The sequence below is a fragment of the Actinokineospora diospyrosa genome, from assembly GCF_024171925.1.
Lineage (GTDB): Bacteria > Actinomycetota > Actinomycetes > Mycobacteriales > Pseudonocardiaceae > Actinokineospora > Actinokineospora diospyrosa.
Genome location: NZ_JAMTCO010000006.1, coordinates 110017 through 133033, shown reverse-complemented (window position 1 = coordinate 133033; position 23017 = coordinate 110017). Strand labels below are relative to the sequence as shown.

Sequence of the window (23017 nt, the reverse complement as noted above, 5' to 3'; positions counted from 1 at the left end):
AGCCAGTCGCGCTGAACCGGAGAGGGCTGGGCGCCTCCGATGGAGATTGCCTTGACTCTGCACGACCCCGACCTGACCCTGCGCCCGATCAGCGGGCCTGACGAGTTGGACCTGTTCAACGGATTCCCCTACGTCCTCAACGACGAGATCGGCAACGACCTGGCGGCCCGGCGGCGGCGGCCGGAGTGGTTGTGGGTGGCGCTGCGCGGTGGTCGCGTGGTGGCCCGGGCGGGCTGGTGGTCGCGCCCCGGCGACCGGCACCCGCTGCTGATCGACATCTTCGACGTCGACGGCGACGCGGAGGCGGGCCTGCGGTTGCTCGAAGCCGCCCTCCCGACCGTCGTCCCCGCGGGCACCACACCGCCCGCCTACAGCCGACACCTCCCCACCGGCTGGCGCGACTACCCACTCACCCGCCAAGCCGTCGACGACCGGATGGCCGTCCTCGAACGCGCGGGCGCGAAGCTGCTCGTCGAACGACTGCGGCTGGAGTGGCGCCCCGGCACACCGATCCCCGAGCCCACCGGACGACTCACCTTCCGGCCGGTCCGGGACCCGGACGACCTGATCGACCTCATGACCCTCGTCCTGGACGGCACCCTCGACGCCCACAGCCGCGAAGACCTGACCCGCCTCTCCGCCCGCGAGGCGGCGCGGGAGCAGTACGAGGACGAACTCGAGAACTACGCCAGCCCGCGCGAGTGGTGGCAGATCGCAACCCTCCCCACCGGCGCCCCGGTCGGCTTCGTGATCCCCGCGCACAACGGCTACAACCCGGTCATCGCCTACATCGGCGTGGTCCCGGCCCACCGCGGCCAAGGCCACATCCACGACCTGCTCAACGCGGGCACCCGGCTACTGGCCGCCCAGAACGTCCCCCGGATCCGAGCCGCAACCGACCTCGGCAACATCCCCATGGCGGCCGCTTTCGCGAAGGCGGGCTACGCCACCTTCGAGCACCAGATCACCATGACCTGGCAATAGCCCGGTCTGCGGGTTGGCAGGACACTCCCCTGCCAACCCGCTTCGCCTTCAGCGGCCGAACACCCCTGGTTCGCCCCACAACCAGCCATCGCCGTACCGGCAGGTTCGATCTTGGGAGCCCCCGAGGATCCCGACCCAACTCTGGCCACCGGACATCAAGAACCACCGGTATCACCCCGACCTCCGCCAGCCCCTCCCGGCCAGCCCTTGGAACCTAGGACGCTTCGGTGCCATCCCAGCCCACCGAGCCAGCCCTGGCACCCGGCCACCGGACACTCGGAAGCAGCGGTGCCAACCCAGCCCCCGTCAGATCCGACCCCAACCCGCCTAGCCAGCCCCTGGACACTCGGAACCCGTTGGCACCATCCCGACCCACCGAGCCAGCCCTGCCACCGGACACCCGGAAGCAGCGGTGCCAACTCGCCCCCGCCAGGTCCGCCCCAACCCACAGTGCCAACCCGTGGACACTCGGAAGTCCCGGTGCCAGACCGGCTTCCGTCAGGTCCGCCTCAGCCCACCTACCCAGCACCTGGACACTCGGACCCAGCGGTGCCAACCCGCCCCCCGCCAGGTCCGCCCCAACCCACCTACCCAGCCCCGCGCAGTCGGAGTCGCTGGTGCCAGGCCTGCTCGATGGGGCGGACTTGTTTTGCGTGGGGGGACAACACCCGTAGCGTTTCCGCGCGGCAGGGCCTGCTTTTGGGCCCCTGCTTTGCGGTTCTGCGTCGGGTGTTGTAGGGGCCCCGCGCAAAACAAGTTCGCCCCATCGAGCTGCACGCATTGTCGCGGATCGGGCGCCGAGGTCGCCGCCAGGCGACGAGGCCGTCCACCGGAGCCGAAGGCGGAGGCGCCGAAGTTCTTGCCCCGCACTCCCAACCCGGCCTACGCCAAGATCAACCTGATCGAAAGCCCCCAAATACACAGCTTACCGACGCGCACCGACAAACCGGGAGCAACGACCAGCGCCCTGTGGACAACCAGAACCGTTGTGGACAAACACAACCAGCACAACAAGATCATCTGCCACAAGAGCCCCCGATTTACAGCCTACCGAGCGGCACCGACAAACCAGGAGCAGCGAGCAGGACCTGTGGACACCCGAGCACGTTGTGGATAACCAACCACCGCAGGGCGCGCCCGCACCTAGAGGCCCAAACGACCCCCAGCAGCGACCCGAGCGCCTGATACTCAACCCATGCCCACCAAGATCGTCCTCGTCCGCCACGCCGAAGCGGTTGTTCCGCGCGCAGGCGGACCCGACGACCACCACCGCCCGTTGTCCGCGACGGGAATGGCTCAGGCTTCGCTCCTCGTCGACCAGTTGGCAGAGATATCACCCCTCCAGTCCATACCTGCGAGCGATCCAGACCGTTGAGCCGTTCGCGCGGAGTGTGGGTTTGCCGATCCGGGTCGAGGAGAGGTTGCGGGAATGGGACTCCGGCCTTGAACGAACTCCCGACCTTGCGCGGCCAGCCGGGGAGAGCCTCACCCAGCTCACCCGCAGAGCGACCGCGGCACTCACCTCACTCGCGCAAGAGTGTCCGAACGGCACGAGCCACCTTCATCTCCCGTGTCCTGGCGGGCGCGGATTGGCTGTACAGCCAAGGAATGCCGATGCCCGCCATCTACCGCCTCCAGTTCGACGACGGCAACTTCGAAGACGAGCAGGACCTCGATCACGCTCCCTTGGCGAGGTCGGTCGGGGTGAGCAGCAGTTGGCGCATGGAGGTGATGGCGTGGTCGGAGACCTCGGCGTCGAGGCCTTGGCGGTGCCAGATGTAGAGCGGGAGGGGGGCCAGGGGTGGGAGGTCGTCTCGGGGGATGAGGCCTTCGGGGGTGGTGCCGAAGGTGGCGAGGACGGCCACGCCGAGGCCCGCGGTGGTGGCGGCGTGGACCCCGGCAAGCTGGTTGGCCTCGGCGCCGATCTCAGCCGGGATGTTGTGGGCGGCGAGGGTTTCCAGCGCGCTGGTGCGCAGCGCGCACGGACTGTCGAACGCGACGAGGGGGACTCGGCCGTCGGGGCGGGTCCAGGTGGGGGCGGAGTACCAGGTGAGTTCGAGCTCACCGACCGGGGTGGCGCGGGGGTCGTCGGTCGCGCCGAGCAGCAGGGCCAGGTCGAGGCGGCCGGTGCTGAGGGCCTCGCGCAGGGCCGTGCCGCGGTCGAGGCGGTAGCGGACGCGGTGATCGGGTAGGCACGCCTCCAGCGCGGCGGTCAGCGGCGGCAGCAACTGCGCCGCGGCGTGTTCGGTCGAGCCGATCGCCACCGCCGCCTCGGCCTCGACGCCGAAGCCGCGCAGGGATTCGTCGTGCAGGGCGAGGATCTGCCTGGCGTAGCCGAGCAACCGGTTGCCGTCTGCGGTGAAGCGCGAGCGCCTGCCGTCGCGTTCGACCAAGCGCCTGCCGGTGGCGGCCTCGAGCCTGCGCACGTGCTGGCTGACCGCGGCCTGGCTCAGGTGGAGGTACGTGGCGGCGCGCTGGAAGCCGCCGCGGTCGGCCACCGCGACCAGGCTGCGCAGCGGCACGATGTCCATCACCTTCTCCATGGTCGCGAAGCTACCCGAGCAACCATCACCGATCGCGATGTATCCGCATCATGAAACATCGTTGGACACCCTTGTGCGCAGCGGTCATGCTCGGTGCCATGAACCAGCCGACTGCCGCGATGAGCCTCCTGCTCACCTGCCGCCGTTGGCTGGACAACGCCCGCTGCGGCACCGCGATCTGTTCGCCCAGCCACTAGTCGGTCACCCGCGGCTCCAGTCCGCCACGCCGCCGCCCCGATCGGGGCCGCGCGGCCACCACCGCACCATGACGCCCCACCATGACGCCCCCACCCGCGGGGCGTGCCTTCAGCCTGCCCACACGAGAACGGATCACCATGTCCCGTCGCACCCTGAAACTGGGCGCCGTACTACTCGGGGTCGGCGGCCCCGGCCAGCACAACACCTGGCTCAACGCCGAGATCCCGGCCAACGCCAGTGTGGACGTCGACTGGTACATCGCCCGCGCCAAGGAGGCCGAGGCGGCGAAGTTCGACCTGGTGTTCATCGTGGACAGCCAGTTCATCACCGAGAACTCCCCCCACCACTACCTCAGCCGCCTGGAGCCGCTGACCCTGCTGTCCGCGCTGGCGGTCCACACCAGACACATCGGTCTGGTCGGGACGGCGACCACCTCCTACAACGAACCGTTCAACCTGGCCCGCCGCCTGTACTCGCTCGACCACATCAGCGGCGGCCGGGCGGGCTGGAACGTGGTGACCAGTGGCGACGCGGGCACAGCCGGTAACTACAGCCGCGACGAGCACTACGACTACGCCACCCGCTACAGCCGCGCGCTCGAACACGTCCAGGTCGCCCAGGGCCTGTGGGACTCCTACGAGGCCGACGCCTTCCCCCGCGACCGGGAGTCCAACACCTTCTTCGACCCGACCAAGCAGCACGCGCTCAACCACAAGGGCGAGCACTTCTCGGTGGTCGGCCCGCTCAACCTGGAGCGCTCGGCGCAGGGCCAGCCGGTGATCTTCCAGGCGGGCGACTCCGACGAGGGCCGCGACCTGGGTGCCGCGATCGCCGAGGTGATCTTCACACACGCCCCCACGCTGGAGAAGGCGCAGGCGTTCCGCACGGAGCTGCGCGAGCGCGCCGCGGCCAAGGGCAGGAACCCCGAACACGTGCTGATCCTGCCCGGCATCGGCCTGGTCATCGCCGACACCGACGAGGAGGCCAGGGCCAAGGAGGACGCCCGCCTCGGCGCCAAGAGCTTCGAGCGCGCGCTCAAGGAGCTGGGCCGCCCGTTCGGCTGGCACGACTTCACCCAGTACGACCTGGACGCCCCGTTCCCCGACGTCGCCCACCTCGGCGAGCGCAGCTTCCGCACCCAGGCCGAGGGCATCACCAAGCTGGCCAAGGACAACGCCTTCACCCTGCGCCAGGTCGTCGAGCACCTCAGCGCCGCTGGCCGCTCGCCGTTCGTCGGCTCGCCCGAGACCGTCGCCGACACCATCCAGCTCTGGTTCGAGCAGGGCGGTCTCGACGGCCTCAACATCGTGGTCAACGCGCCGAGCGAGTTCGCCCTCTTCACCGACAGGGTGCTGCCGATCCTGCGCGAGCGCGGCGTGGTCCGCAGCGAGTACGAGTCGAGCACCCTGCGCGGCAACCTCGGCCTCCCGATCCCGCCGAACCGGCACACCGCGGCCCGCGAGCAGGCACAGGCACAGGCCGAGCAGCCCGAGCCGACCGACCAGCCCGCCCTCGTTCCGTAGGCCCCGTGAACCCCGTGAGTTCCCCCTCCCCGCTGAGAGAAAGACAGGACATGTCCGTGCGCACCACCGCCCGCCGTCTGCGCGGCGCCACCCTCGCTCTCGCCGTCACGGCGACCTTGGCGTCCACCCTCACCGCGTGCGGCAGCGGCAGCGGCGCGTCCGCGGCCGCGTCCGGCCCCACCACGCTCAAGTGGGCGTCGTCGTACTTCCCCACGCACTGGGATCCCGTGGTCAGCGGTAGCGGTGCCCAGTTCAGATTGCTGTCGCTGGTCTACGCGTCGCTGACGAGAACCGACGAGAACGGCAAGGCGGTACCCGACCTCGCCGAGAAGTGGGAGTACAACACCGCGGGTGACCAGGTCACCTTCCACGTCCGGTCCGGGCTGAAGTTCTCCGACGGCGAGCCGGTCGACGGCACCGCGGTCAAGGCGGCCATCGAGCGGGCGAAGACGCAGAAGAACTCCGCGCTCTTCGGCGACCTCACCTCCATCAAGGAGGTCACCGCCAGCGGCCAGGACGTCGTGGTCAAGCTGAGCCAGGTCGACCACCAGATCCCGCAGCTGCTCGGCCAGCGGGTGCTGCAGGTGGCCAGCCCCAAGGCGGCGCAGGACCCGGCGAAGCTGGACCAGACCCCGGTCGGCGCGGGCCCGTTCGTGGTCACGCAGCTGGTGCCGGGCACCAAGGTGGTGCTGAAGAAGAACCCGGACTACTGGGACGCGGCGAACATCCACATCGACAACGTGGAACTGGTGTCCGCCCCGGACGCCTCGACGATCGTCTCCGGCCTGCAGACCGGCGTCTACAACTTCGCCGACCTGGCCCCCGCCCAGGCGGACGCGGCCAAGAAGGCCGGGCTCGACGTGTTCGTGCAGCCGGGCTTCAACGCCGCCAACATCAGCCTCAACGTCAACAAGGCGCCGTTCAACAACCCCAAGGTCGTCGACGCGGTGCGGCACGCGGTCAACCGCAAGGAGTTCGTCGACAAGCTGACCTTCGGCCTGGGCGAGGCGACCGACCAGCCGTTCCCGGAGAAGTACATCGCCTACGACCCCGCCTCGAAGAACCGCTGGCCCTACGACCCGGAGAAGGCCAAGCAGCTGCTGGCCGAGGCCGGTTTCAAGCCCGGTGACATCAAGCTCGACCTGGTGATCCCGGACGCGACGCCCGCCGCGGAGATCATCCAGTCGCAGTTCGCCGCGATCGGCATCACGCTGACCATCAAGGTCGACAAGAACTGGTCGAAGCCGTTCTTCGCCAAGGAGCTCACGGTGTCGGTCTACGGCACCACCGGCCGCGACTCCGCCGTGCAGACGCTGACCGCGCACTTCGGCCCGAACGGCCCGCTCAACCTCAGCACGCCCTACCAGCCCGAGGGCTTCGAGGCCGCGGTGGCCAAGGTCCGGCAGACGCCGCTGGACGCGCCGGAGTACCCGGAGGCATTGCGGGCCGCCACCCGCGCGGGCCTGGAGAGCAGGGCGCTGGTGTTCACCTACTCGGCGCCCAACCTGCTCGCCAAGAGCAAGTCGATCTCGGCGCTGCCCGCCAACCCGGCGCACATCGACTGGACGGGTGTGCGGATCAGTGGCCGCTGACCTGGCGATACCGGCCCCTGCTCGCGCGGTCCGCGCGAGCAGGGCCCGCCGGTCCACCGTGCGCGTGCTGGCCATCTTCGGCCGGTCGGTCGCGATCTTCATCCCGGTGTTCTTCGTGGCCACCTTCGTGACCTTCGCCCTGCGCGCCCTCAGCGGGCTCTCCCCCGCGCGGATCCAGCTCGGCGAGAGCGCCACCACCGAGGCGATCGCCAACATCGAGAGCCAGTGGGGCCTGGACCGGCCGTTCCTGGTGCAGTACTGGGACTGGTTCACCGACGTGCTGCACGGGCAGCTCGGGACGAGCTGGGTCAACGGCGCCGACATCTCCACGCTGATCGGGCTCGGCCTCGGGGTGAGCCTGTCGGTGGCGATCCTGGCGCTGGTGCTGGGCACCGTGCTGGGGTTCGTGCTCGGCACCACCGCCGCGCTGCGCCCCGGCACCCTGCTGGACCGGGCGATCACCGGGTTCGTCACGGTGATCTCGGTGATGCCCGCGTTCGTGGTCGGCATCGTGCTGGTGGAGATCTTCGCGGTCGGGCTGGACCTGCTGCCCTCCGGCGGCTACGTGCCCCTCGAGGAGGGCGGCGTCGGCCTCTGGCTGGCGCACGTGATCCTGCCCGCGCTGGCGCTGAGCTTCGACGTGGTCGCCGACGTGGCCAGGCAGCTGCGCACCGGGCTGGTGTCGGCCTACCGGGAGAACTACGTCGTCGGGGCGCTGGTGCGCGGCCTGAGCCCGCGCCGGATCTTCTTCCGGCACGTGCTGCGCAACGGCATGGGCCCGGCCCTGGCCACGCTGGGGATCAAGTTCCCGTCGCTGGTCGGCGCCGCCGTGGTCACCGAGTGGATCTTCGGCCTGCAGGGCTTCGGCCGCTTCGCCAACGACTCCGCGCAGGCCGGTGACGTGCCCGCGGTGCAGGGGGTGCTCGTGGTGTCGGTCGCCATGGTCGTGACCTTCAACCTGCTCATCAACATCGTCCTCGGCCGGGTAACCCCCGCCTCGCAACGAGGGGTGTGACACGTGGTCCGCCGTGTGCTCTCGCTCGCCTCCGGCCGCCTCGCCGTGGGGATCCTGCTGGCCATCGCCCTGCTGGCGATCCTGGGACCGCTGCTCGCGCCCCAGGACCCGCTGGCGACCAGCGACAACTCGCTCACCGGCCCCTCGGCCGCGCACTGGCTGGGCACCGACTACCTGGGCCGCGACGTGTTCAGCAGGCTGCTGGACGGCTCCCGGGTCAGCGTCGTCGGGGCGCTGGAGGTCACCCTGATGGCGCTGGTCGTCGGGGCGGTGCCCGGCATCCTGTCGGTCTACCTGGGCCGGGTGTTCGAGTGGTTGACGCTGCGGATCGCCGACACGCTCATCGCCCTGCCGTTCCTGCTGTTCGCGGTGGCCGTGACGGCGCTGCTGGGCAACGGCATCACGCAGGCGATGCTGGTCACCGGGGTGCTCGTGTCGCCGCTGTTCTACCGGGTGTCGCGGGCGGCGACGCTGGCGGTGGCCCGGTCGCAGTACGTCGAGGCGGCGCTGATCTCGGGCGCCTCGCTCGGCTGGGTCATCCGCAGGCACGTGTGGGCGAAGGTGCTGCCGCCCATCGCGGTCGCGCTCGCCCAGACGCTCGGCGTCGGCTTCATCATCGTCTCCAGCCTGTCGTTCCTGGGCATCGGCGTGCAGCCGCCGGAGCCGACCTGGGGCGGTCTGCTCGCCTCCGACCTGGGCTACCTCGACTACCGGCCGTCGGCGCCGTTCGTACCTGCGCTGCTGATCATGGCGACGGTGTGGGCGAGCAACCTGCTCGCCGACGCCATCCGCGACGTGTCCGGCGAGTCGGGCCGCGCCCTGGTCAACACCCGCAAGGCCAAGGCCAACCAGCTCGCCGCCGGAGGTACGGCATGACCACCCTCGCCAAGTCCACCCTGACCGGGACCGATCCCACCGAGACCGGCCCCACCGAGAGCCCGGAGACCGGTGCGGCAGCCACCACCGCCGAGCCGGTGCTCGCGGTCCGCGACGTGCGCATCCGCAGCCAGGTGGACGACCGGGAGATCGTCAAGGGGGTCAGCTTCGAGCTCACCCCGGGCAAGGTCGTCGGCATCGTCGGCGAGTCGGGCAGCGGCAAGACGCTGACCTGCCGGGCGGTGCTGGGCATCCTCCCGCCGCACTTCGAGGTGTCCGCGGGCACCATCCACGTGGCGGGCGAGGACGTCGCCACGCTGGAACCGCGGCAGCTGACCGCCATGCGCGGCTCGACCATCAGCGCGGTGTTCCAGGACCCGGCGTCCTACCTGAACCCGTCGATCCAGGTCGGGCCGCAGATCGCCGAGGTCATCCGGGTCAAGAAGGGCGCCAAGCGGCGCGAGGCGCGGCGGCGAGCGGTCGAGCTGCTCGCCGCGGTGCACCTGCGCGACCCGGAACTGGTCTACACCCAGTACACCTACGAGCTCTCCGGCGGGATGCTGCAGCGGGTGCTCATCGCGGCCGCGATCGCCGCCGACCCCCGGGTGCTCATCGCCGACGAGGCCACGACCGCGCTGGACGTGACCGTGCAGGCCGAGATCCTCGACCTGCTCGCCGACCTGCGCGACAACGCCGGGCTCGCCCTCGTCGTCGTCTCGCACGACCTGGCCGTGGTCGCGCAGCTGTGCGACGAGGTGCTGGTGATGCGCGAGGGCGAGGTCGTCGAGCAGGGGCCGACCGAGCAGGTGCTCTACCACCCCCGGCACGACTACACCCGGCTGCTCATCAGCGAGCACGAGCAGTACGGCCTGGAGAAGTTCCTCACCCGGGAGCAGTCATGACGGTACTGGAGGTCACCGGCCTCGACGTCCACTACGGACTCCGGCGGCAGCGCAGGCAGGCGCTCGCCGGTGCCTCGCTGGCGGTCGAGCGCGGGGAGGTGGTCGGGCTCATCGGCGAGACCGGCTCCGGCAAGTCCACCCTGGCCCGCGCCGTGCTCGGGCTGGTGCGCCCGTCGGCAGGTCGGATCGTCATCGACGGCGAGGACGTCAGCGGCTACGGGGAGCGGCAGTGGCGCTCACTGCGCCGCCGGGGCGTCGTGCAGTACGTGTTCCAAGACCCGCTGCGCAGCCTGGACCCCGATCTGTCCATTGCGGACTCGTTGGTGGAACCGCTGCTGATCCAAGGTGTTCCGCGCGCCGCCGCCGAGGCCAAGGCGCGCACGTTCCTGGCCAAGGTCCGCCTCGACGAGGAGCTGCTCCCCCGGCTGCCCGGCGAGCTCTCCGGCGGGCAGCGCCAGCGGGTCGCGGTCGCCAGGGCACTGGTCACCGAGCCCAAGCTGGTGATCCTCGACGAGCCGGTCAGCGCGCTCGACGCGGCCAACCGGGTGCAGGTCCTGGAGATCCTCAAGGACCTGCGCGCGGCGGGCATCGCCCTGGTGTTCATCTCGCACGACCTCGGCTCGGTCGCCGGGATCGCCGACCGGATCGCCGTGCTCTACCAAGGAGAACTGGTCGAGGTCGGCTCAGCGCGCGACATCGTCGTCACCCCCCAGCACCCGTACACCCGTCTGCTCATCAGCTCCGCGCCCACGCTGAGCACGGCCTCCGCGGGCCGCGCCGAACGCGAGGCGTTGCGAGCGCTGCTCACCGCGTGAAGGGAAACACCCGATGACCCGCAAGCTCCACCTCGCGCTGCACCCCTACGGGGTGGGCGGTCCCGGCCACCACGGCCTGTGGAAAGACCCCAGCATCGCGAAGAACGCCAGCATCGACATCAACTACTACATCCAGCAGGCGCAGGCGGCCGAGCACGCCCTCTTCGACGCGCTGTTCATCGTGGACAGCCAGTTCATCAACGCCACGTACCCCTCGCACTACCTCAACCGGCTCGAGCCGCTGACGCTGCTGTCGGCGGTGGCCACCCACACCAAGAACATCGGCCTGGTCGGGACCGCGAGCTCCACCTACAACTCGCCGTTCAACCTCGCGCGCCGGTTCGGCTCGCTCGACCACATCAGCGGCGGCCGCGCCGGGTGGAACGTGGTGACCAGCTTCGACACCGGGACCAGCCGCAACTACGGCCTGGAGGAGCACCTCGACTACGCGACCCGCTACGGCCGCGCGCTGGAGGCGGTCCAGGTGATCCGCGGCCTGTGGGACTCCTATGAGGACGACGCCTTCCCCGCGGACGTGGAGCGCAACGTGTTCCTCGACCCGGCGAAGCTGCACGCGCTCAACCACGTCGGCGAGCACTTCCGCGTGGACGGGCCGCTGAACCTGTCGCGGTCGCCGCAGGGGCACCCGGTGATCTTCCAGGCTGGCGTGTCCGAGGAGGGCAGGAACCTCGCCGCGCAGGTCGCCGAGGGCATCTACGCCCCGGGTGGTTCCCTCGAGGACGCGCAGGCGTACTACGCCGACATCAAGCGGCGCACCGCGGAGGCGGGCCGCGACCCCGACCACATCAAGATCTTCATCCACGGCGGCCCCGTCGTCGGCAGCACCGATGAGGCGGCGCGGCAGCGGGCGAGGGAGATCTTGGCCGAGGACAACGACTTCGACCGCAACGTCGGCCTGCTCGGCCGGGCGTTCGGCGCGCACGACTTCAGCCAGTACGACCCGGACGCGCCGTTCCCGGACGTGGCGCACCTGGCCGAGCGGGGCGGGCGGACCGGCGCGGCGCGGATCATCGCCAGGGCCGAGGCCGGTGGGCTGACGCTGCGCCAGGTGGTGGAGACGTTCAACGACCACCGCACGTCGCCGTTCGTCGGGGCGCCGAAGACGGTGGCCGACACCATCGAGCAGTGGTTCGCCGCGGGCACCTTCGACGGCATCAACCTGGCTTTCCGCAACAACGCCGACCTGGCGCTGTTCGTCGACGGCGTGGTGCCGCTGCTGCAGGAGCGCGGCCTGTTCCGCACCGAGTACGAGGCGGACACGCTGCGCGGCAACCTCGGGCTGCCGATCCCGGCGAACCGCTACGCCGCCGACCGCGACCTCGTGGACGCCTGATGGCGACCACAGCACCCCCGGGGACATCCCCGGCGACATCCACTGGGGCATCCACTGGGGCATCCCCGGCGACGTCACCGACGGGCGGCCGCGACGTGCACACCGTGCGCTTCCCGGTCGCCACACCGCCGGAGCGGGTCGACGTGCTCGTCGTCGGCGCGGGCCCGGTGGGGCTCTCGGCCGCGCTGGAGCTGAGCGGGCGCGGCGTCGAGGTGGCCGTGGTCGACCGGGCCGAGAGCGCCACCCTGGTCCGCGCGGGCGCCATGGGGCACACGCCCCGGGTGGTCGAGCACTTCCGGCGCTGGGGTGTGCTGCAGTCGATCCGCGACGAGTGGACGTTCCCGCCGGAGTGGAACCAGGGCATCCGCCTGGTCACCTCGCTGGTCGGCCACGAACTGGTGCCCAACCGGCGCCCGGCGTTCACCGGCGCCGCCCGGCACTCGGCCGAGGAGGCGCTGCGCCGTCCGCAAAGCGCGCTGCAGCAGGTGTTCCTGCGCCACCTCGCGCAGCGCGGGGTGAGCGTGTCGGGCGGGGTGGCGCTCACCGAACTGCGCCAGGACGCCGAAGGGGTGGACGCGGTCGTCGGTGGCCGCACGATCCGGGCGAAGTACGTGATCGGCGCGGACGGCGGCAGCAGCACGGTCCGCGCGCTCGCCGGGATCACGCGTGAAGGTGAGCGCGCGACGGAGAAGCGGCTGCGGCTGATCGTGCGCACCGGCGACATCTCCGCGCGGGTCGGTCCGGCGCCCAGCGGCACCAACATCGTGTTCAACCAGAACGCGGACGGCTTCCTGGCGGCGGTCAGCACCCGCGAGTGGCGGGTGTACGCGGGGCCGTTCCCGCTCGAGCACGAACCGTCGGAGGCCGAACTGCTGGCCACCGCCCAAGCCGCGTTCGGGTTCGAGCTGGACCTGGAACTGCGGTCCGCGACGACCTTCTACCACGCCACCCGCATCGCCGAGAACTTCCGCGCCGGGCGGGTGCTGCTCGCGGGCGACGCCGCGCACGTGCGGACCCCGGGCGGGAACCTGGGTGAAGGCTTCGGGGACGTGGTCAACCTGGGCTGGAAACTCGCGGCCGTGCTCGCGGGCCGGGCCTCGGAGTCCATCTTGGACTCTTACGACCGGGAGCGGCGCAGGCACAACTGGCGCATCGCCGACCACGCCCTCGACCGCTCGCGCCGGGGACAAGCGACGCTCGCGCAGATTCGCGAGATCGGCGTCCCCGACGACGCCGACGACAGCGCCGACGCCCAGCGGCGCCGGGCCGAGATCGGTGCCCGCATCGGCGCGGGCCGCTCGGGTGCCGACGGGGTGACCTTCGACGAGCGCTACGACGACTCCCCGGTGATCTGGTACGAGGACGGGCAGCTCGACGCGGAACCGCCGTGGCGACCGGACGTGTACACCGACGACCCGCGCCCGGGGCACCGGGCGCCGAACGGCCTGGTCGACCCCTACGGCGGCACGCTCTACGACCGGATCGGCAACGACCTCGCGCTGCTCGTGCTGACCGAGGACCGCGCCGTCGAGCAGGAGTTCGCGGCCCAGGCCGCCGCGCGCTCGCTGCCGTTCACCGTGGTCCACCTGAGCGACCCCGCGGCGCGCGAGCTCTACGGGGTCGACAACGTCCTCATCCGCCCCGACCAGCACGTCGCCTGGCGCGGCACGGCCCTGCCCGACGGCGGTGCCGCGGCCGTGCTCGACCGGGTACTCGGCGTGCGGGTCGCCGAACTCGTCGGGAGCCCGGCATGAGCTTCAGATTGGGGTTCCTCTCCCACGTGCAGGGTCGCGACCACGACGCGGCGCGGACCTACCGCAACGCCCAGGAGCTGTTCGTCGTCGCCGACGAGCTGGGCTTCGACATCGGCTGGGTCGCCCAGCACCACGTCGCGGGCGGTGGCGGCGGCCTGCCCTCGCCGTGGCCGTTCCTGGCGCACGCCGCCGCCACGACCAAGCGGATCCGGCTCGGCACGGCGATCACCATCCTGCCGCTGGAGGACCCGATCCGGTTGGCCGAGGACGTCTCGGTGGTGGACACCCTCAGCGGCGGGCGCGTCGAGCTCGGCATCGGCAGCGGTGGCAGCGAGGCGGAGTACGCCGCGTTCGGCCGCGACATCGAGCGCAGGCGCGAGCTGACCACGCAGAACCTGGCGGTCCTGCGCGCGGCGCTGGCCAACGAGGAGGTCGGCGCGTCCGGCTTCACCATCCAGCCGCCCGCGGCCGATTTCACCGACCGGATCTGGCAGGGCGTGTTCAGCGGTGCGGGCGCGGAGTACGCGGCCGCGGCCGGGTCCAACCTGCTGATCAACCGCGCCGCCTACGGCTACGAGGAGCCCACCGACGAGGTCCAGCGGCCGTGGGTCGACGCGTACCTGGCCGCGTGGGACACCCCGCGCACGCCGCGGGTCGGGCTGTCGCGGTTCGTCTTCCCGGCCAAGGACAAGCGGACCGCGCTGGAGCAGATCGGCGACGACGTGCACCGGGCCGCGGTGCGCTTCGGTGAGCGCGGTGGTTTCCGCGCCGGTCTCGGCGTCGAGGAGGCGCTGCGCCGGTTCCACTCGTTCTACGGCCACCCCGAGGAGATCGTCGCGGAGCTGCGCCAGGAACGGGTGCTGCCGGTGGCGACGGACCTCATCACGCAGTTCAACCCCGCCATCCCGGATCAGGACGCGGCGATCCGGGCCCTGGAACTCATCGCGACCGAGGTCGCCCCGGCCCTGGGCTGGAAGCCCGCGGCCGCACCCGAGCTGGAAGGAGTGTGAGGTGAGTCGGCACACCGACTTTCCCGGTCCCGAGGGAGCGCGCACGCGCGGCACCGTCGTCGTCGTACCCGGCCGGGGCGAGACCCGGGCCAGCTACGCGCGCCTCGGTGCCCGCCTGGCCGCCGAGGCCTACCGGGTCCGCGTGATCGACGGCCCGCAGGTGGGCACCGACGACGTCGAGTCCTCAGTGGACCGGTTCGCCGCCGAGCTGTCGGACGCGCTGCCCGAGCTCGTCCGCCCGCTGGTCCTCCTCGGCGCCGACACCGGCGCGGCGGTGGTCGAGGCGCTGCTGGAACGCCAGGACACGACGGCGCCCTGGTGGCCGGAAGCGGCCGTCCTGGCCGGGCTCCCCGGTCCCGGCACCGCCGCGACCGGCACCTGGGACGAGGAACTCGACGTCCGGACCACCTGCCCGGTGCACCGCGAGGTCCTCACCGCCGACTCGGGTGTCGAGCGCGGTGCCCTCGCGGTGGCCCTGCCGGACGCGTTGACCGACCTCACCGCGGGCGCTGCGGTCGAGGTCCCCCGGCTCGTCCTCGTCGGCGACGAGGACCCGCTGGCGGACCGGGCGGGCTTGACGAGCGCGGTGAAGGCGTGGCCGCGGGCCCGGCTGTCGGTCGTGCGCGGCGCGCACCACGACGTGCTCAACGACCGCCAGCACCGGTCGGTCGCCGCTGAGGTGGTGAGCTTCCTGGAGGTGCTGGGCAACGAGCTGGTGCCGGTGATCTCCGTGGAGTCCAGCACCTGGTGACGTCTTCCGCACTCGGCCGCGCCCCCACCCGGGGGCGCGGCCTTTTTACTTTATACGGATTCGACCGGAAACGGGCTGGTCACACGGATGCCGCTCAGCCAACTGTTCTATTCACACGCTTGAGAGGCCGTTGTCGGCGTGCTTAAAGTCGGCGACACGCCCACTCCGGGCGGCGATTCATCGAGTCACCCTGCGATTTCCACCCTGACTCCTAGGAGAATCCGTGCGTACCAAGAAATTACTCGTCGGCCTGCTCGGCGCGGCCGCGGTCGCGCTGACCGGCGCGGCGATCCCGGCCGCCGCGTCCCCGGCGCAGCCCGCGATCATCGGCGGCGGCTCCGCGCAAACCGGCCCGTGGGCGGTCGCGATCATGGTCAACGGCCAGCAGAACTGCTCCGGATCGATCATCGCGGCCCGCTGGGTGATCACCGCCAAGCACTGCGCCAACAGCGCGAACCGGTTCCACATCGGCAACGTCGACCGCACCGCGGGCCAGCAGCGCACCGCGGTCCGGTCGATCTCGCACCCGTCGGCCGACATCATCCTGTACCAGCTCAACAGCCCGGTGAGCACCACGTACGCGGCGCTGACCACCACGCAGCCCTCGGTCGGGAGTTCCGAACAGGTCTACGGGTTCGGCCGGACCGAGTCGGCCCGCGACTCGCGCTACCTCAAGGTCGCGACGATGCGGATCACCCGGGTCAGCAGCGGGTTCATCGACGCCACCCAGGGCAACGGCTACACCGGTCCCGGCGACTCCGGCGGCCCGGTGTTCCAGAACGGCAAGCTGATCGGCGTGCACTCCTACGGTGACACCAACGCGGGCACGTCCGGCCACGTGAACGTCTACACCTACCGCCAGTGGATCCTGTCGAACGCCACTGGCTGAGCTGTCCCCGGAGGGCGCGCCCCGGTGCGCCCTCCGGGGTCGGTCACCAATCCCAGTGCACCGCGTAGGTGCCGGGCTCCGCACCGGAGACGGCGAACTGCGCGGTGTTCGCCTTGTCCAGCCGCAGCCCGCCACCGCGCGCGACGCCCGACCCGTCAACGATCCGCCACCGGCACCGGGCGGGCACGAGTTCGGCCGCGAAACCGACCTCCACGAAGTACTCCCGCACCGGGAAGCGCAGTTTCCGTTCCGCCCGCACCGAAGGCGGCGCCCCGACCGGGTTGACCACCTCGTACTCGACCATGATCACCTCACCCCGGTCGAGCTCGCGGTCGAACACCAGCGAGGCCACCAACGACCCGAACTCCGGCAGGTACCGCGTCTCCCCCACCGCGCAGTGCCGCACCGGCCGCACCCACTGCCCCGTCGGGTGCGGCCCGTCGAGCACCGACACCACCGGCAACCGCGACACCCCGGACCGCGCCGCCCGCAGCACCAGCCGCACCAGCATCGACACCTCGGCCCCGTCCGCGCCCATCCGCACCACGTCCTGGTGGCTGAGCCGCACCAGGAACTCGTCCTCCCCGTCGACCTCCCCCAACAGCGGCGGCACCTGCGGCTCCCCCGGCCACACCACATCCGCCGCCACCCGCCGCTGCTGCCGCGGCCCACGCGACCTCGGCGGCCCCAGCACCGCGGCGAGCGCGCCCGCCGGGACCGCCAAGACCTCTTCGAGAACCGCGACCGCGTGCAACGACTCCTGCCGCTCCGGCCTCCGCCTGCCGGACTGCCAATGGCTCAAGGTGGCCACACTGACCCGGCACCCACGCTGCGACAGGTGGTACCGGATGCGCTCCAACCCCAACCCACTGCGCTCGATCGCCGCCCGCAGCACCCGGTGGAAGTCGCCGTCCGAGGTCATCAGGACACCCTGCCACCGGTCCCCACCTCCGACAATCCCCACGCGAACGAGCACCACCCGCTGTGCGGTCGAGGGCTGTAACGCCACTGGGGCACGAGGTGATGATGTTGGTACCAGACCCGGGTGGGTCACCTCGTCCAGCGGGAGCGGACCGGATGCGCGACGAACGCCCTCTCGGGTGGTACAACCTCCAGGGGACGGCGTATGTGTCGTTGGACGTGATCCGGGACCCGACCACGCTGACGACCGTGCTCAACCACGAGAAGACCCACTTCACCCTCGCGGCCACGACACCTTATGGACTTCTGCAGCAGGCGATAGAGACGCATCTTCACCTGCCGTGGGACAAGGAGCGGAGCTCACGTCTGCCGCACTGCCGCAACCTCTTGTTCGACGCGAGTCGACTCGTGCAGGAAGCGGCTGCCACGAGTTGCGGACTGGCTGGGCTGGACGGGGAGGAACTCAACACCGCTGAGAAGTCGCTGCCCCCGTTCTACCAAAAGGCTTACCGGATCTTCGAGGATCTGCTTCCGCGAGATGGCACGGACAGGCAGGCGAGAACTCAAGCGATAAGGGCGGTCGCCGCGCGCGCGTTGCAGACGGGGATCCTCGAAGACTGGTTGGCGTTCGAACTGCACGACCCTGGCACTCTTCGCGCCTACCTGGCAGAACCGACGAACGCCCCAGACGGACGCCTGCAGATCCTCGTCGACGAGTTCGCGAAGTCTTCCCCCCACGAAGTCGCGTCCTGGGCCGGACGCCATCTCCTGACAAGCGAAGGCGAACGGATCCGGCCGGAACTCCCGCCACCGCTCGATGGACTCGCCTTCGTCGGCTTCCCCGCGCCGGACTTGCTGGAGGAGCGCATGCTCGGCATCGTCGGCACGCTCACGACGGCCGTCAGCCGGGAGAGTGTCCGCGTCGCGTTCGGCGGGTTCAAGGGCTTCGCGATCCGACCGGCCGTCACCGGCTCCAGGCGCCTCCCGTACTCGGAGGTGACCGTCGAGTCCTGCCCCGGGGTGGACTTCGTCCTGGTCGACAAGAACACCTTCGACGGTCCGATCGAACTCCACGGCGGCGACGGTGAGTTCGTCCTGCCCGCGCGGCACTTCCGCGTGCTGGCCTACCGCCCGGACTCCCGCGTCCCGGTGGAGTTCACCGGTCCGATCGATCAACTCGGTGCGGCTCTCGATGCCGTTGACCCCGACCGGACCGCGACCGCCTGTGTCGGCAGCGGGATGAGCCTCCTGCCCACCGACACCGGGCGGGCGCCGAACACGTCCCTCAGCGACATGGTCACGGAAGAGCTGGGCCGGTGGGCGAGCGGAAGGGCCACGCTCCTGTGCACGCTGGGCGATGTCGAGAGCCTGATCTTCACCGTCCACCTCCTGGAGGGGCAGTCGAGCCGACTGCTGAACCACGCGCTCCTGATCGAGCGGGAATGGGGGCTCGTCCTCTTCCGCGGGGCCGACCGCGGCGGTCCGGTGATCGTCCACCCCACCCTGCTGGTCGACTGGCAGGTCGTGCACCCCACCATCAGCACCAACTCGAAGATCGAGTTCAACCACCCGGCGGCCGACTTCTTCGCCGATCACCGCGACGTCCTCCCGATCGTGCGGTTCGCGCGGGCATTCGTGGGCGACGCCCACGCGCCGCAGCGGTGGGACGAGCACTGGGCGATGGCCGCCTCGATGATCGTGGGCGCACCGCAGGTCAACGCGGTGTCAGGGTTGCAGGGAGTTGAGTTCGAGTATGAGCATCAAGAAGGTTGACCTGTCCGGCCTGCTCGACTACTGGGCCGAGCAGAAGAACCTCTACAAGCCCGGCGCGTACGTGGTGGTCCTGTGCGGGAACGCCACCGAACTGGACCGCGACACGGCTGGGTTCGTGATGGACAACCCGGCCATGCTCGACGACATGAGCGGGCCGTACACGTCGATCAGCTTGGTCGCGTGGCGATCCGGTGAACCAGCGAGCCCCGGTGAGGGGACCTACGGCGGGTTGAGCTACCTGCACACCCCGCACGCCGAACGCTTGGGCGCGACGAGTTCCTACAGCCTGGCCAACTCGCTCCAACTCCCGCTCGACAGGTTCCCGCTCGTCCTCGTCTCGGCGGATCCGTGGGAGTCGGACCGGATCGCCGTCTTCTCCCTACAGGATCTGCCCGACGATAACGACGGCTTGGCGAGCTTCTTCGCCGCCTTGCTCACCGCGTGCAGGGCGGCCACGTCCTACCAAGCGGACAAGAAGTTGCGCTTGATCCGAAAGCACGTCGAATCACACCTCAAGGGCGGCAAGAGCGCGTTGAACACGTTCTCGGAGAGCGGCATCCTCGCTCAGGTCATCGAAGGGATCATCAAGGGGCTGGGCGGCTCGTAGTCTCAGGCGCCGAAATAGGCGGTGCGGATGGCGGGGTTGTCGATGAGGCTGGGGGCGGGGCCGTCCAGGACCAGGTGGCCGGTGTTGAGGACGTAGCCGCGGTGGGCGATGGAGAGGGCGAGTTCGGCGTTCTGCTCGACCATGAGCACCGCGAGGCCGCGGTCGCGGTTGAGGGCCGCTATCAGGTCGAGCACCCGGTCCACGAAGATCGGGGCGAGGCCCATGGTGGGCTCGTCCATGCAGATCAGGGTGGGCGCGCTCATCAGGGCACGGCCGAAGGCGAGCATCTGCTGCTCCCCGCCGGACAGAGTGCCCGCGGGTTGGCGGCGACGTTCGGCCAGCCGGGGAAAAGACTCATAGACCGACGCGAGTTCGGCGCGGATGCCGGTACGGCGGGTGAAGGCGCCGGTGAGGAGGTTGTCCTCGACCGACATCTCGGGGAAGACGCGGCGGGCTTCGGGGACCGAGGCGAGGCCTCGGCGGATCCGCGCTGCCGGGGCGGAGCGGGTCACGCGTTCGCCCGCCAACCGGATCTCGCCGGAGCGGGGGGTGATGAGGCCGAGGATGGTCTTCATCGTGGTGGACTTGCCCGAGGCGTTCCCGCCGAGCAGGCACACGATCTCACCGGGCTCGACCACCAGGCTGATCTCGTGCAGCGCCTGGGTCTGGCCGTAGAACACCGACACCGAGTCCAGTTCGAGCAGGCTCATGGCCGCACCGCCGGGCGGCGCTTGCCGAGGTAGGCCTCGATGACCCTGGGGTCGGACCGGACCTGTTCTGGCGGCCCGGCGGCGATCACCGACCCGGCGTCGAGCACCAGCACCCGGTCCGACAACCGCATCACCAAGTCGATCTTGTGTTCCACCAGCAGGATCGTCTGCCCGGCCGCTTTGAGTTCGAGCAACTGCTCCAGCACCTCGCCGGTCTCCGCCGGGTTCATCCCGGCCGTCGGTTCGTCCAGCACCAGCAGCGCCGGGCCGGACGCGAGGGCCCTGGCGATCTCGGTGCGCCGCCGGTTGGCGTAGGACAGGGTGTGCGCGGCCAGGTCGGCGCGGGGGGTCAAGCGGTCGCCGAAGCGGTCGAGTTGGGTGGCGACCTTTGCCTGCCGGTCGGCCAGTTCGCGGCGGACGGCGGGTGGATCGACCAGCGCGACAGCCGTCTCGGCGAGTAGAGACGCCCAGCGCAGCACAGGGACATTGCGCCACCGGGAGAACGGGCGAGCGGCCTGCAGCGTCGGGGTGAGTCCGATGAGGACGTTCTCGGCGACGGTCAGGTTGCCGAACACGCGACCGTTCTGGAAAGTGCGCGACAACCCGGCCGCGGCCAAGCGCTCGGGTCGCCAGCCGGTGACGTCGCGGCCCTGGAAGGTGACCTGGCCGGAGTCGGGCCGGAGCACGCCGCTGACCAGGTTCAACGCGGTGGTCTTACCGGAGCCGTTCGGGCCGATGATGCTCACCACCTCCCCCGGCTCGACCGTGAACGACACGCCGTCGACCGCGCGCAGGCCCGCGAACGAGCGCCGCAGTCCGGTGACCTCCAGGACCGTCATCGCGCCACCTTCCCCATGAGTCCCTGCGGCCGGAACAGCACCACGGCGAGCAGGAGCAGGCCGTAGGTGAGCATCCGGGTCTCCTGCAGCATCCGCAGCGCCTCCGGCAGCCCGACCAGGACGATCGCTCCCACGACCGCCCCCAACGGCGAGTTGAGGCCCCCGAGCACAACGATCGTCAACGCCAGCAGCGAGACCGAGATGCCGAACACGCTGGGGTCGATGTAGCCGTACTGCTGCGCGAACAACGCGCCACCGATGCCCGCGACGAACCCGCCGATACCGAACGCCAACGACTTGTAGTCAGCCACAGCGATGCCGCTCGACCGGGCAGCCACCTCGTCCTCGCGCACAGCGGACCAGATTCTGCCCAATGTGGACCGTCGCAGTCGGACCACCAACAACAGCACCACCAACAGGATGGTGAGGTCCAGGAAGTACACCGCCAGCGGCGCGCTCACCGAAGCCCCGAACAAGGTAGGCGGCGGGATGGCCGACACCCCGGACGGTCCGTTGGTCAGCCAGTCGAAGTTGACCGCGGCGGCCGCGACGAGCAAGCCGGTCGCCAGAGTCGCGATGGACACGTAGTGCCCGCGCAGCCGCCACGACGGCGACACCAGCACCACGCTCAACACCGCGGCCACCACACCGGAAATGGGCAAGCTCAGCCAGAAGTCGAGCCCGGTCGCCGTGGTCAACAACGCGGAAGTGTACGCGCCGATGGCAAGCGGCGCTGCCTGCCCCAGCGAGATCTGCCCGGCCTGACCGGAAACCAACGTCAACGACAGCGCGAGAATCGCGTAGACAACGACCTGCACGCCGATCTGCACCGTGTAGTCGTCCAACGCCACCGCGGGCACGACATACGCCGCCACAGCAGCGACCGCGACCTGCCACGGTCGCAACCGGACAGTGCGCGCCGCGCCGAAGAACGTCCCCGTCATCGGTTCGGCCGCCAGCGGCGCGCGCTTGCCGAACAGTCCCGATGGCCGCACCCACAACACGATCAGCAGCACAGCGAAGGTGATCAGCGTGCGAGCGTTGCCACCCCACCACGACACCCCGAACGCCTCGACCACGCCGAGCAGCAACCCACCCGCGACGGCACCGGGAAGACTGCCCAACCCACCCAGGGTGGCCGCAGCGAACGCGGACATCCCCACGGTCGAACCAACGGTCGGCGAGATGTTGTTGAGGTACATGCCGCCGAGCACCCCGGCGACACCACCGAGGACGGACGCGATGACGAAGGCCAGGTTCTGCACGCGCGCCAGCGGGATGCCCATCTGCGCCGCCGCGTCGCGGTCCTGCGCCACGGCCCGAATCGCCCGCCCGTAGCGGCTGGCCCGCAGGAACCAACCCAGCACCAGCATCAACCCGATGGCCACCACGAGGATGGTGACGTCGAGCGTGCCGAACCGCAGCCCGCCGAGACCGAGGTTGTCGGTCGCCAGCAGGGCCGGGAACCGCCGCGTCTCCGGCCCGAACACCAACTGCGCGCCGTTGTCCACCACGACCGAGACCGCGAAGGTCGACAGCAGCGCCGCGATCGGCGGCGCCTTCGCCAGCGGGGTCACGGCGATGACGTTGATCACCAGCCCGAGCAGGCCGGTGACCGCCGTGACCCCGAGCAACACCGCCCACAGTGGCCAGTCGAGGTCGACCGAGAACCACCAGCCGGACATGGCGCCGACCGCGAACACCGAGGCGTGCGCGAAGTTGATGACGTTCGCCACGCCGAAGATCAGCGACAGGCCGAGCGCCAGCAACGCGTACGAGCTGCCGTTGACCAGGCCTGCCAGGGCGGTGTCGAGCACTCAGGCCCCCGCGAGCGTGAAGGCGCCACCCTTGACCACGAGCCGGGTCGACGGCGGGACCTTCACCCGGCGGTCCTCGCGGAAGGTGAACGGGCCGTAGAGCAGGCTGGGGATCCCCTTGCCCTCGGCCAACGCCTTGCGCAC

General features: G+C 70.5%; 20 protein-coding genes and 1 pseudogene. 15 read left to right on the top strand and 6 right to left on the bottom strand.

From position 1 onward, the window contains the following. The first annotated feature begins 51 nt into the window (after positions 1-51). Together LV75_RS12445 and LV75_RS35870 are read left to right on the top strand one after the other, a co-directional pair. The gene (locus tag LV75_RS12445; RefSeq protein ID WP_253887021.1) at positions 52-984 is read left to right on the top strand and encodes a GNAT family N-acetyltransferase; all 933 of its coding nucleotides are present in this window, start codon (positions 52-54) and stop codon (positions 982-984) included. 1195 nt (positions 985-2179) lie between these two features. Continuing rightward, positions 2180-2474 (top strand): annotated as a pseudogene (locus tag LV75_RS35870) (histidine phosphatase family protein); the annotation flags it as partial. A gap of 186 nt (positions 2475-2660) precedes the next feature. On the opposite strand, the gene LV75_RS12440 reads toward LV75_RS35870, so the two are convergent. Then, positions 2661-3527, bottom strand: a complete 867-nt coding sequence (locus LV75_RS12440) for a LysR substrate-binding domain-containing protein (protein WP_253887019.1) — start codon at positions 3525-3527, stop codon at positions 2661-2663. Positions 3528-3862: 335 nt separating this feature from the next. Between LV75_RS12440 and LV75_RS12435 the strand changes: the two genes are divergently transcribed. The 11 genes from LV75_RS12435 to LV75_RS12385 all read left to right on the top strand — a co-directional run bounded on the left by LV75_RS12435 (position 3863) and on the right by LV75_RS12385 (position 16206). Then, positions 3863-5248, top strand: coding sequence for an LLM class flavin-dependent oxidoreductase (locus LV75_RS12435; RefSeq protein WP_253887018.1), 1386 nt, complete (start codon positions 3863-3865; stop codon positions 5246-5248). A 50-nt stretch (positions 5249-5298) separates the two neighbouring features. Beyond that, a complete protein-coding gene (locus LV75_RS12430; RefSeq protein WP_253887017.1) occupies positions 5299-6840 on the top strand; it encodes an ABC transporter substrate-binding protein in 1542 nt (513 codons plus the stop codon). Continuing rightward, positions 6830-7855 carry an ABC transporter permease gene (locus tag LV75_RS12425; RefSeq protein WP_253887016.1) on the top strand — a complete coding sequence of 342 codons (1026 nt, stop codon included), beginning with the start codon at positions 6830-6832 and terminating at the stop codon, positions 7853-7855. The genes LV75_RS12430 and LV75_RS12425 overlap by 11 nt, the downstream gene beginning before the upstream one ends. 3 nt (positions 7856-7858) lie before the next feature. After that, positions 7859-8731: an ABC transporter permease gene (locus LV75_RS12420; protein WP_253887015.1), complete on the top strand. Its 873-nt coding sequence runs from the start codon at positions 7859-7861 to the stop codon at positions 8729-8731. After that, positions 8728-9633 (top strand): ABC transporter ATP-binding protein, encoded by a 906-nt coding sequence (locus LV75_RS12415; RefSeq protein ID WP_253887012.1) that lies wholly within the window; start codon positions 8728-8730, stop codon positions 9631-9633. The genes LV75_RS12420 and LV75_RS12415 overlap by 4 nt, the downstream gene beginning before the upstream one ends. Further along, complete coding sequence (locus LV75_RS12410) at positions 9630-10448, top strand: ABC transporter ATP-binding protein (protein ID WP_253887011.1); 819 nt, start codon at positions 9630-9632, stop codon at positions 10446-10448. The genes LV75_RS12415 and LV75_RS12410 overlap by 4 nt, the downstream gene beginning before the upstream one ends. A gap of 13 nt (positions 10449-10461) precedes the next feature. Then, positions 10462-11802: an NtaA/DmoA family FMN-dependent monooxygenase gene (locus LV75_RS12405; protein WP_253887010.1), complete on the top strand. Its 1341-nt coding sequence runs from the start codon at positions 10462-10464 to the stop codon at positions 11800-11802. A 104-nt stretch (positions 11803-11906) separates the two neighbouring features. Further along, a complete protein-coding gene (locus LV75_RS12400) occupies positions 11907-13556 on the top strand; it encodes an FAD-dependent oxidoreductase (RefSeq protein ID WP_253887009.1) in 1650 nt (549 codons plus the stop codon). Continuing rightward, the gene (locus LV75_RS12395) at positions 13553-14566 is read left to right on the top strand and encodes an LLM class flavin-dependent oxidoreductase (RefSeq protein WP_253887007.1); all 1014 of its coding nucleotides are present in this window, start codon (positions 13553-13555) and stop codon (positions 14564-14566) included. Before LV75_RS12400 ends, LV75_RS12395 begins: the two co-directional genes overlap by 4 nt. A gap of 1 nt (position 14567) precedes the next feature. Next, complete coding sequence (locus tag LV75_RS12390) at positions 14568-15317, top strand: alpha/beta hydrolase (RefSeq protein ID WP_253887005.1); 750 nt, start codon at positions 14568-14570, stop codon at positions 15315-15317. Positions 15318-15540: 223 nt separating this feature from the next. Then, the gene (locus tag LV75_RS12385) at positions 15541-16206 is read left to right on the top strand and encodes a S1 family peptidase (RefSeq protein ID WP_253887003.1); all 666 of its coding nucleotides are present in this window, start codon (positions 15541-15543) and stop codon (positions 16204-16206) included. A 43-nt stretch (positions 16207-16249) separates the two neighbouring features. Here the strand turns inward: LV75_RS12385 and LV75_RS12380 are convergent, their stop codons facing one another. Beyond that, positions 16250-17128: a helix-turn-helix domain-containing protein gene (locus LV75_RS12380; RefSeq protein WP_253887002.1), complete on the bottom strand. Its 879-nt coding sequence runs from the start codon at positions 17126-17128 to the stop codon at positions 16250-16252. A 155-nt stretch (positions 17129-17283) separates the two neighbouring features. On the opposite strand from LV75_RS12380, the gene LV75_RS12375 reads away from it, so the two are divergent. Together LV75_RS12375 and LV75_RS12370 are read left to right on the top strand one after the other, a co-directional pair. After that, entirely contained in the window at positions 17284-18900 is a 1617-nt protein-coding gene (locus LV75_RS12375) for a hypothetical protein (protein ID WP_253887001.1), read from the top strand. Then, positions 18881-19507: a hypothetical protein gene (locus tag LV75_RS12370; protein WP_253887000.1), complete on the top strand. Its 627-nt coding sequence runs from the start codon at positions 18881-18883 to the stop codon at positions 19505-19507. The genes LV75_RS12375 and LV75_RS12370 overlap by 20 nt, the downstream gene beginning before the upstream one ends. A gap of 2 nt (positions 19508-19509) precedes the next feature. Here LV75_RS12370 and LV75_RS12365 read toward each other — a convergent pair whose 3' ends face one another. Genes LV75_RS12365 through LV75_RS12350 form a run of 4 tightly spaced genes read right to left on the bottom strand, consistent with a single transcriptional unit; the run spans position 19510 to position 23017 of the window. Next, positions 19510-20217 (bottom strand): ABC transporter ATP-binding protein, encoded by a 708-nt coding sequence (locus tag LV75_RS12365; protein WP_253886998.1) that lies wholly within the window; start codon positions 20215-20217, stop codon positions 19510-19512. Beyond that, a complete protein-coding gene (locus tag LV75_RS12360) occupies positions 20214-21056 on the bottom strand; it encodes an ABC transporter ATP-binding protein (protein ID WP_253886997.1) in 843 nt (280 codons plus the stop codon). Before LV75_RS12360 ends, LV75_RS12365 begins: the two co-directional genes overlap by 4 nt. Continuing rightward, a complete protein-coding gene (locus LV75_RS12355) occupies positions 21053-22873 on the bottom strand; it encodes an ABC transporter permease (protein WP_253886996.1) in 1821 nt (606 codons plus the stop codon). Before LV75_RS12355 ends, LV75_RS12360 begins: the two co-directional genes overlap by 4 nt. Continuing rightward, complete coding sequence (locus LV75_RS12350; RefSeq protein WP_253886995.1) at positions 22874-23017, bottom strand: hypothetical protein; 144 nt, start codon at positions 23015-23017, stop codon at positions 22874-22876.

Bases quoted from the DNA above. Each gene is read 5' to 3' on its own strand.
- LV75_RS12440 (WP_253887019.1), bottom strand. From the start codon at position 3,527: ATGGAGAAGGTGATGGACATCGTGCCGCTGCGCAGCCTGGTCGCGGTG.
- LV75_RS12435 (WP_253887018.1), top strand. From the start codon at position 3,863: ATGTCCCGTCGCACCCTGAAACTGGGCGCCGTACTACTCGGGGTCGGC.
- LV75_RS12430 (WP_253887017.1), top strand. From the start codon at position 5,299: ATGTCCGTGCGCACCACCGCCCGCCGTCTGCGCGGCGCCACCCTCGCT.
- LV75_RS12415 (WP_253887012.1), top strand. From the start codon at position 8,728: ATGACCACCCTCGCCAAGTCCACCCTGACCGGGACCGATCCCACCGAG.
- LV75_RS12410 (WP_253887011.1), top strand. From the start codon at position 9,630: ATGACGGTACTGGAGGTCACCGGCCTCGACGTCCACTACGGACTCCGG.
- LV75_RS12405 (WP_253887010.1), top strand. From the start codon at position 10,462: ATGACCCGCAAGCTCCACCTCGCGCTGCACCCCTACGGGGTGGGCGGT.
- LV75_RS12395 (WP_253887007.1), top strand. From the start codon at position 13,553: ATGAGCTTCAGATTGGGGTTCCTCTCCCACGTGCAGGGTCGCGACCAC.
- LV75_RS12380 (WP_253887002.1), bottom strand. From the start codon at position 17,128: ATGACCTCGGACGGCGACTTCCACCGGGTGCTGCGGGCGGCGATCGAG.
- LV75_RS12375 (WP_253887001.1), top strand. From the start codon at position 17,284: ATGCGCGACGAACGCCCTCTCGGGTGGTACAACCTCCAGGGGACGGCG.
- LV75_RS12370 (WP_253887000.1), top strand. From the start codon at position 18,881: ATGAGCATCAAGAAGGTTGACCTGTCCGGCCTGCTCGACTACTGGGCC.
- LV75_RS12365 (WP_253886998.1), bottom strand. From the start codon at position 20,217: ATGAGCCTGCTCGAACTGGACTCGGTGTCGGTGTTCTACGGCCAGACC.
- LV75_RS12360 (WP_253886997.1), bottom strand. From the start codon at position 21,056: ATGACGGTCCTGGAGGTCACCGGACTGCGGCGCTCGTTCGCGGGCCTG.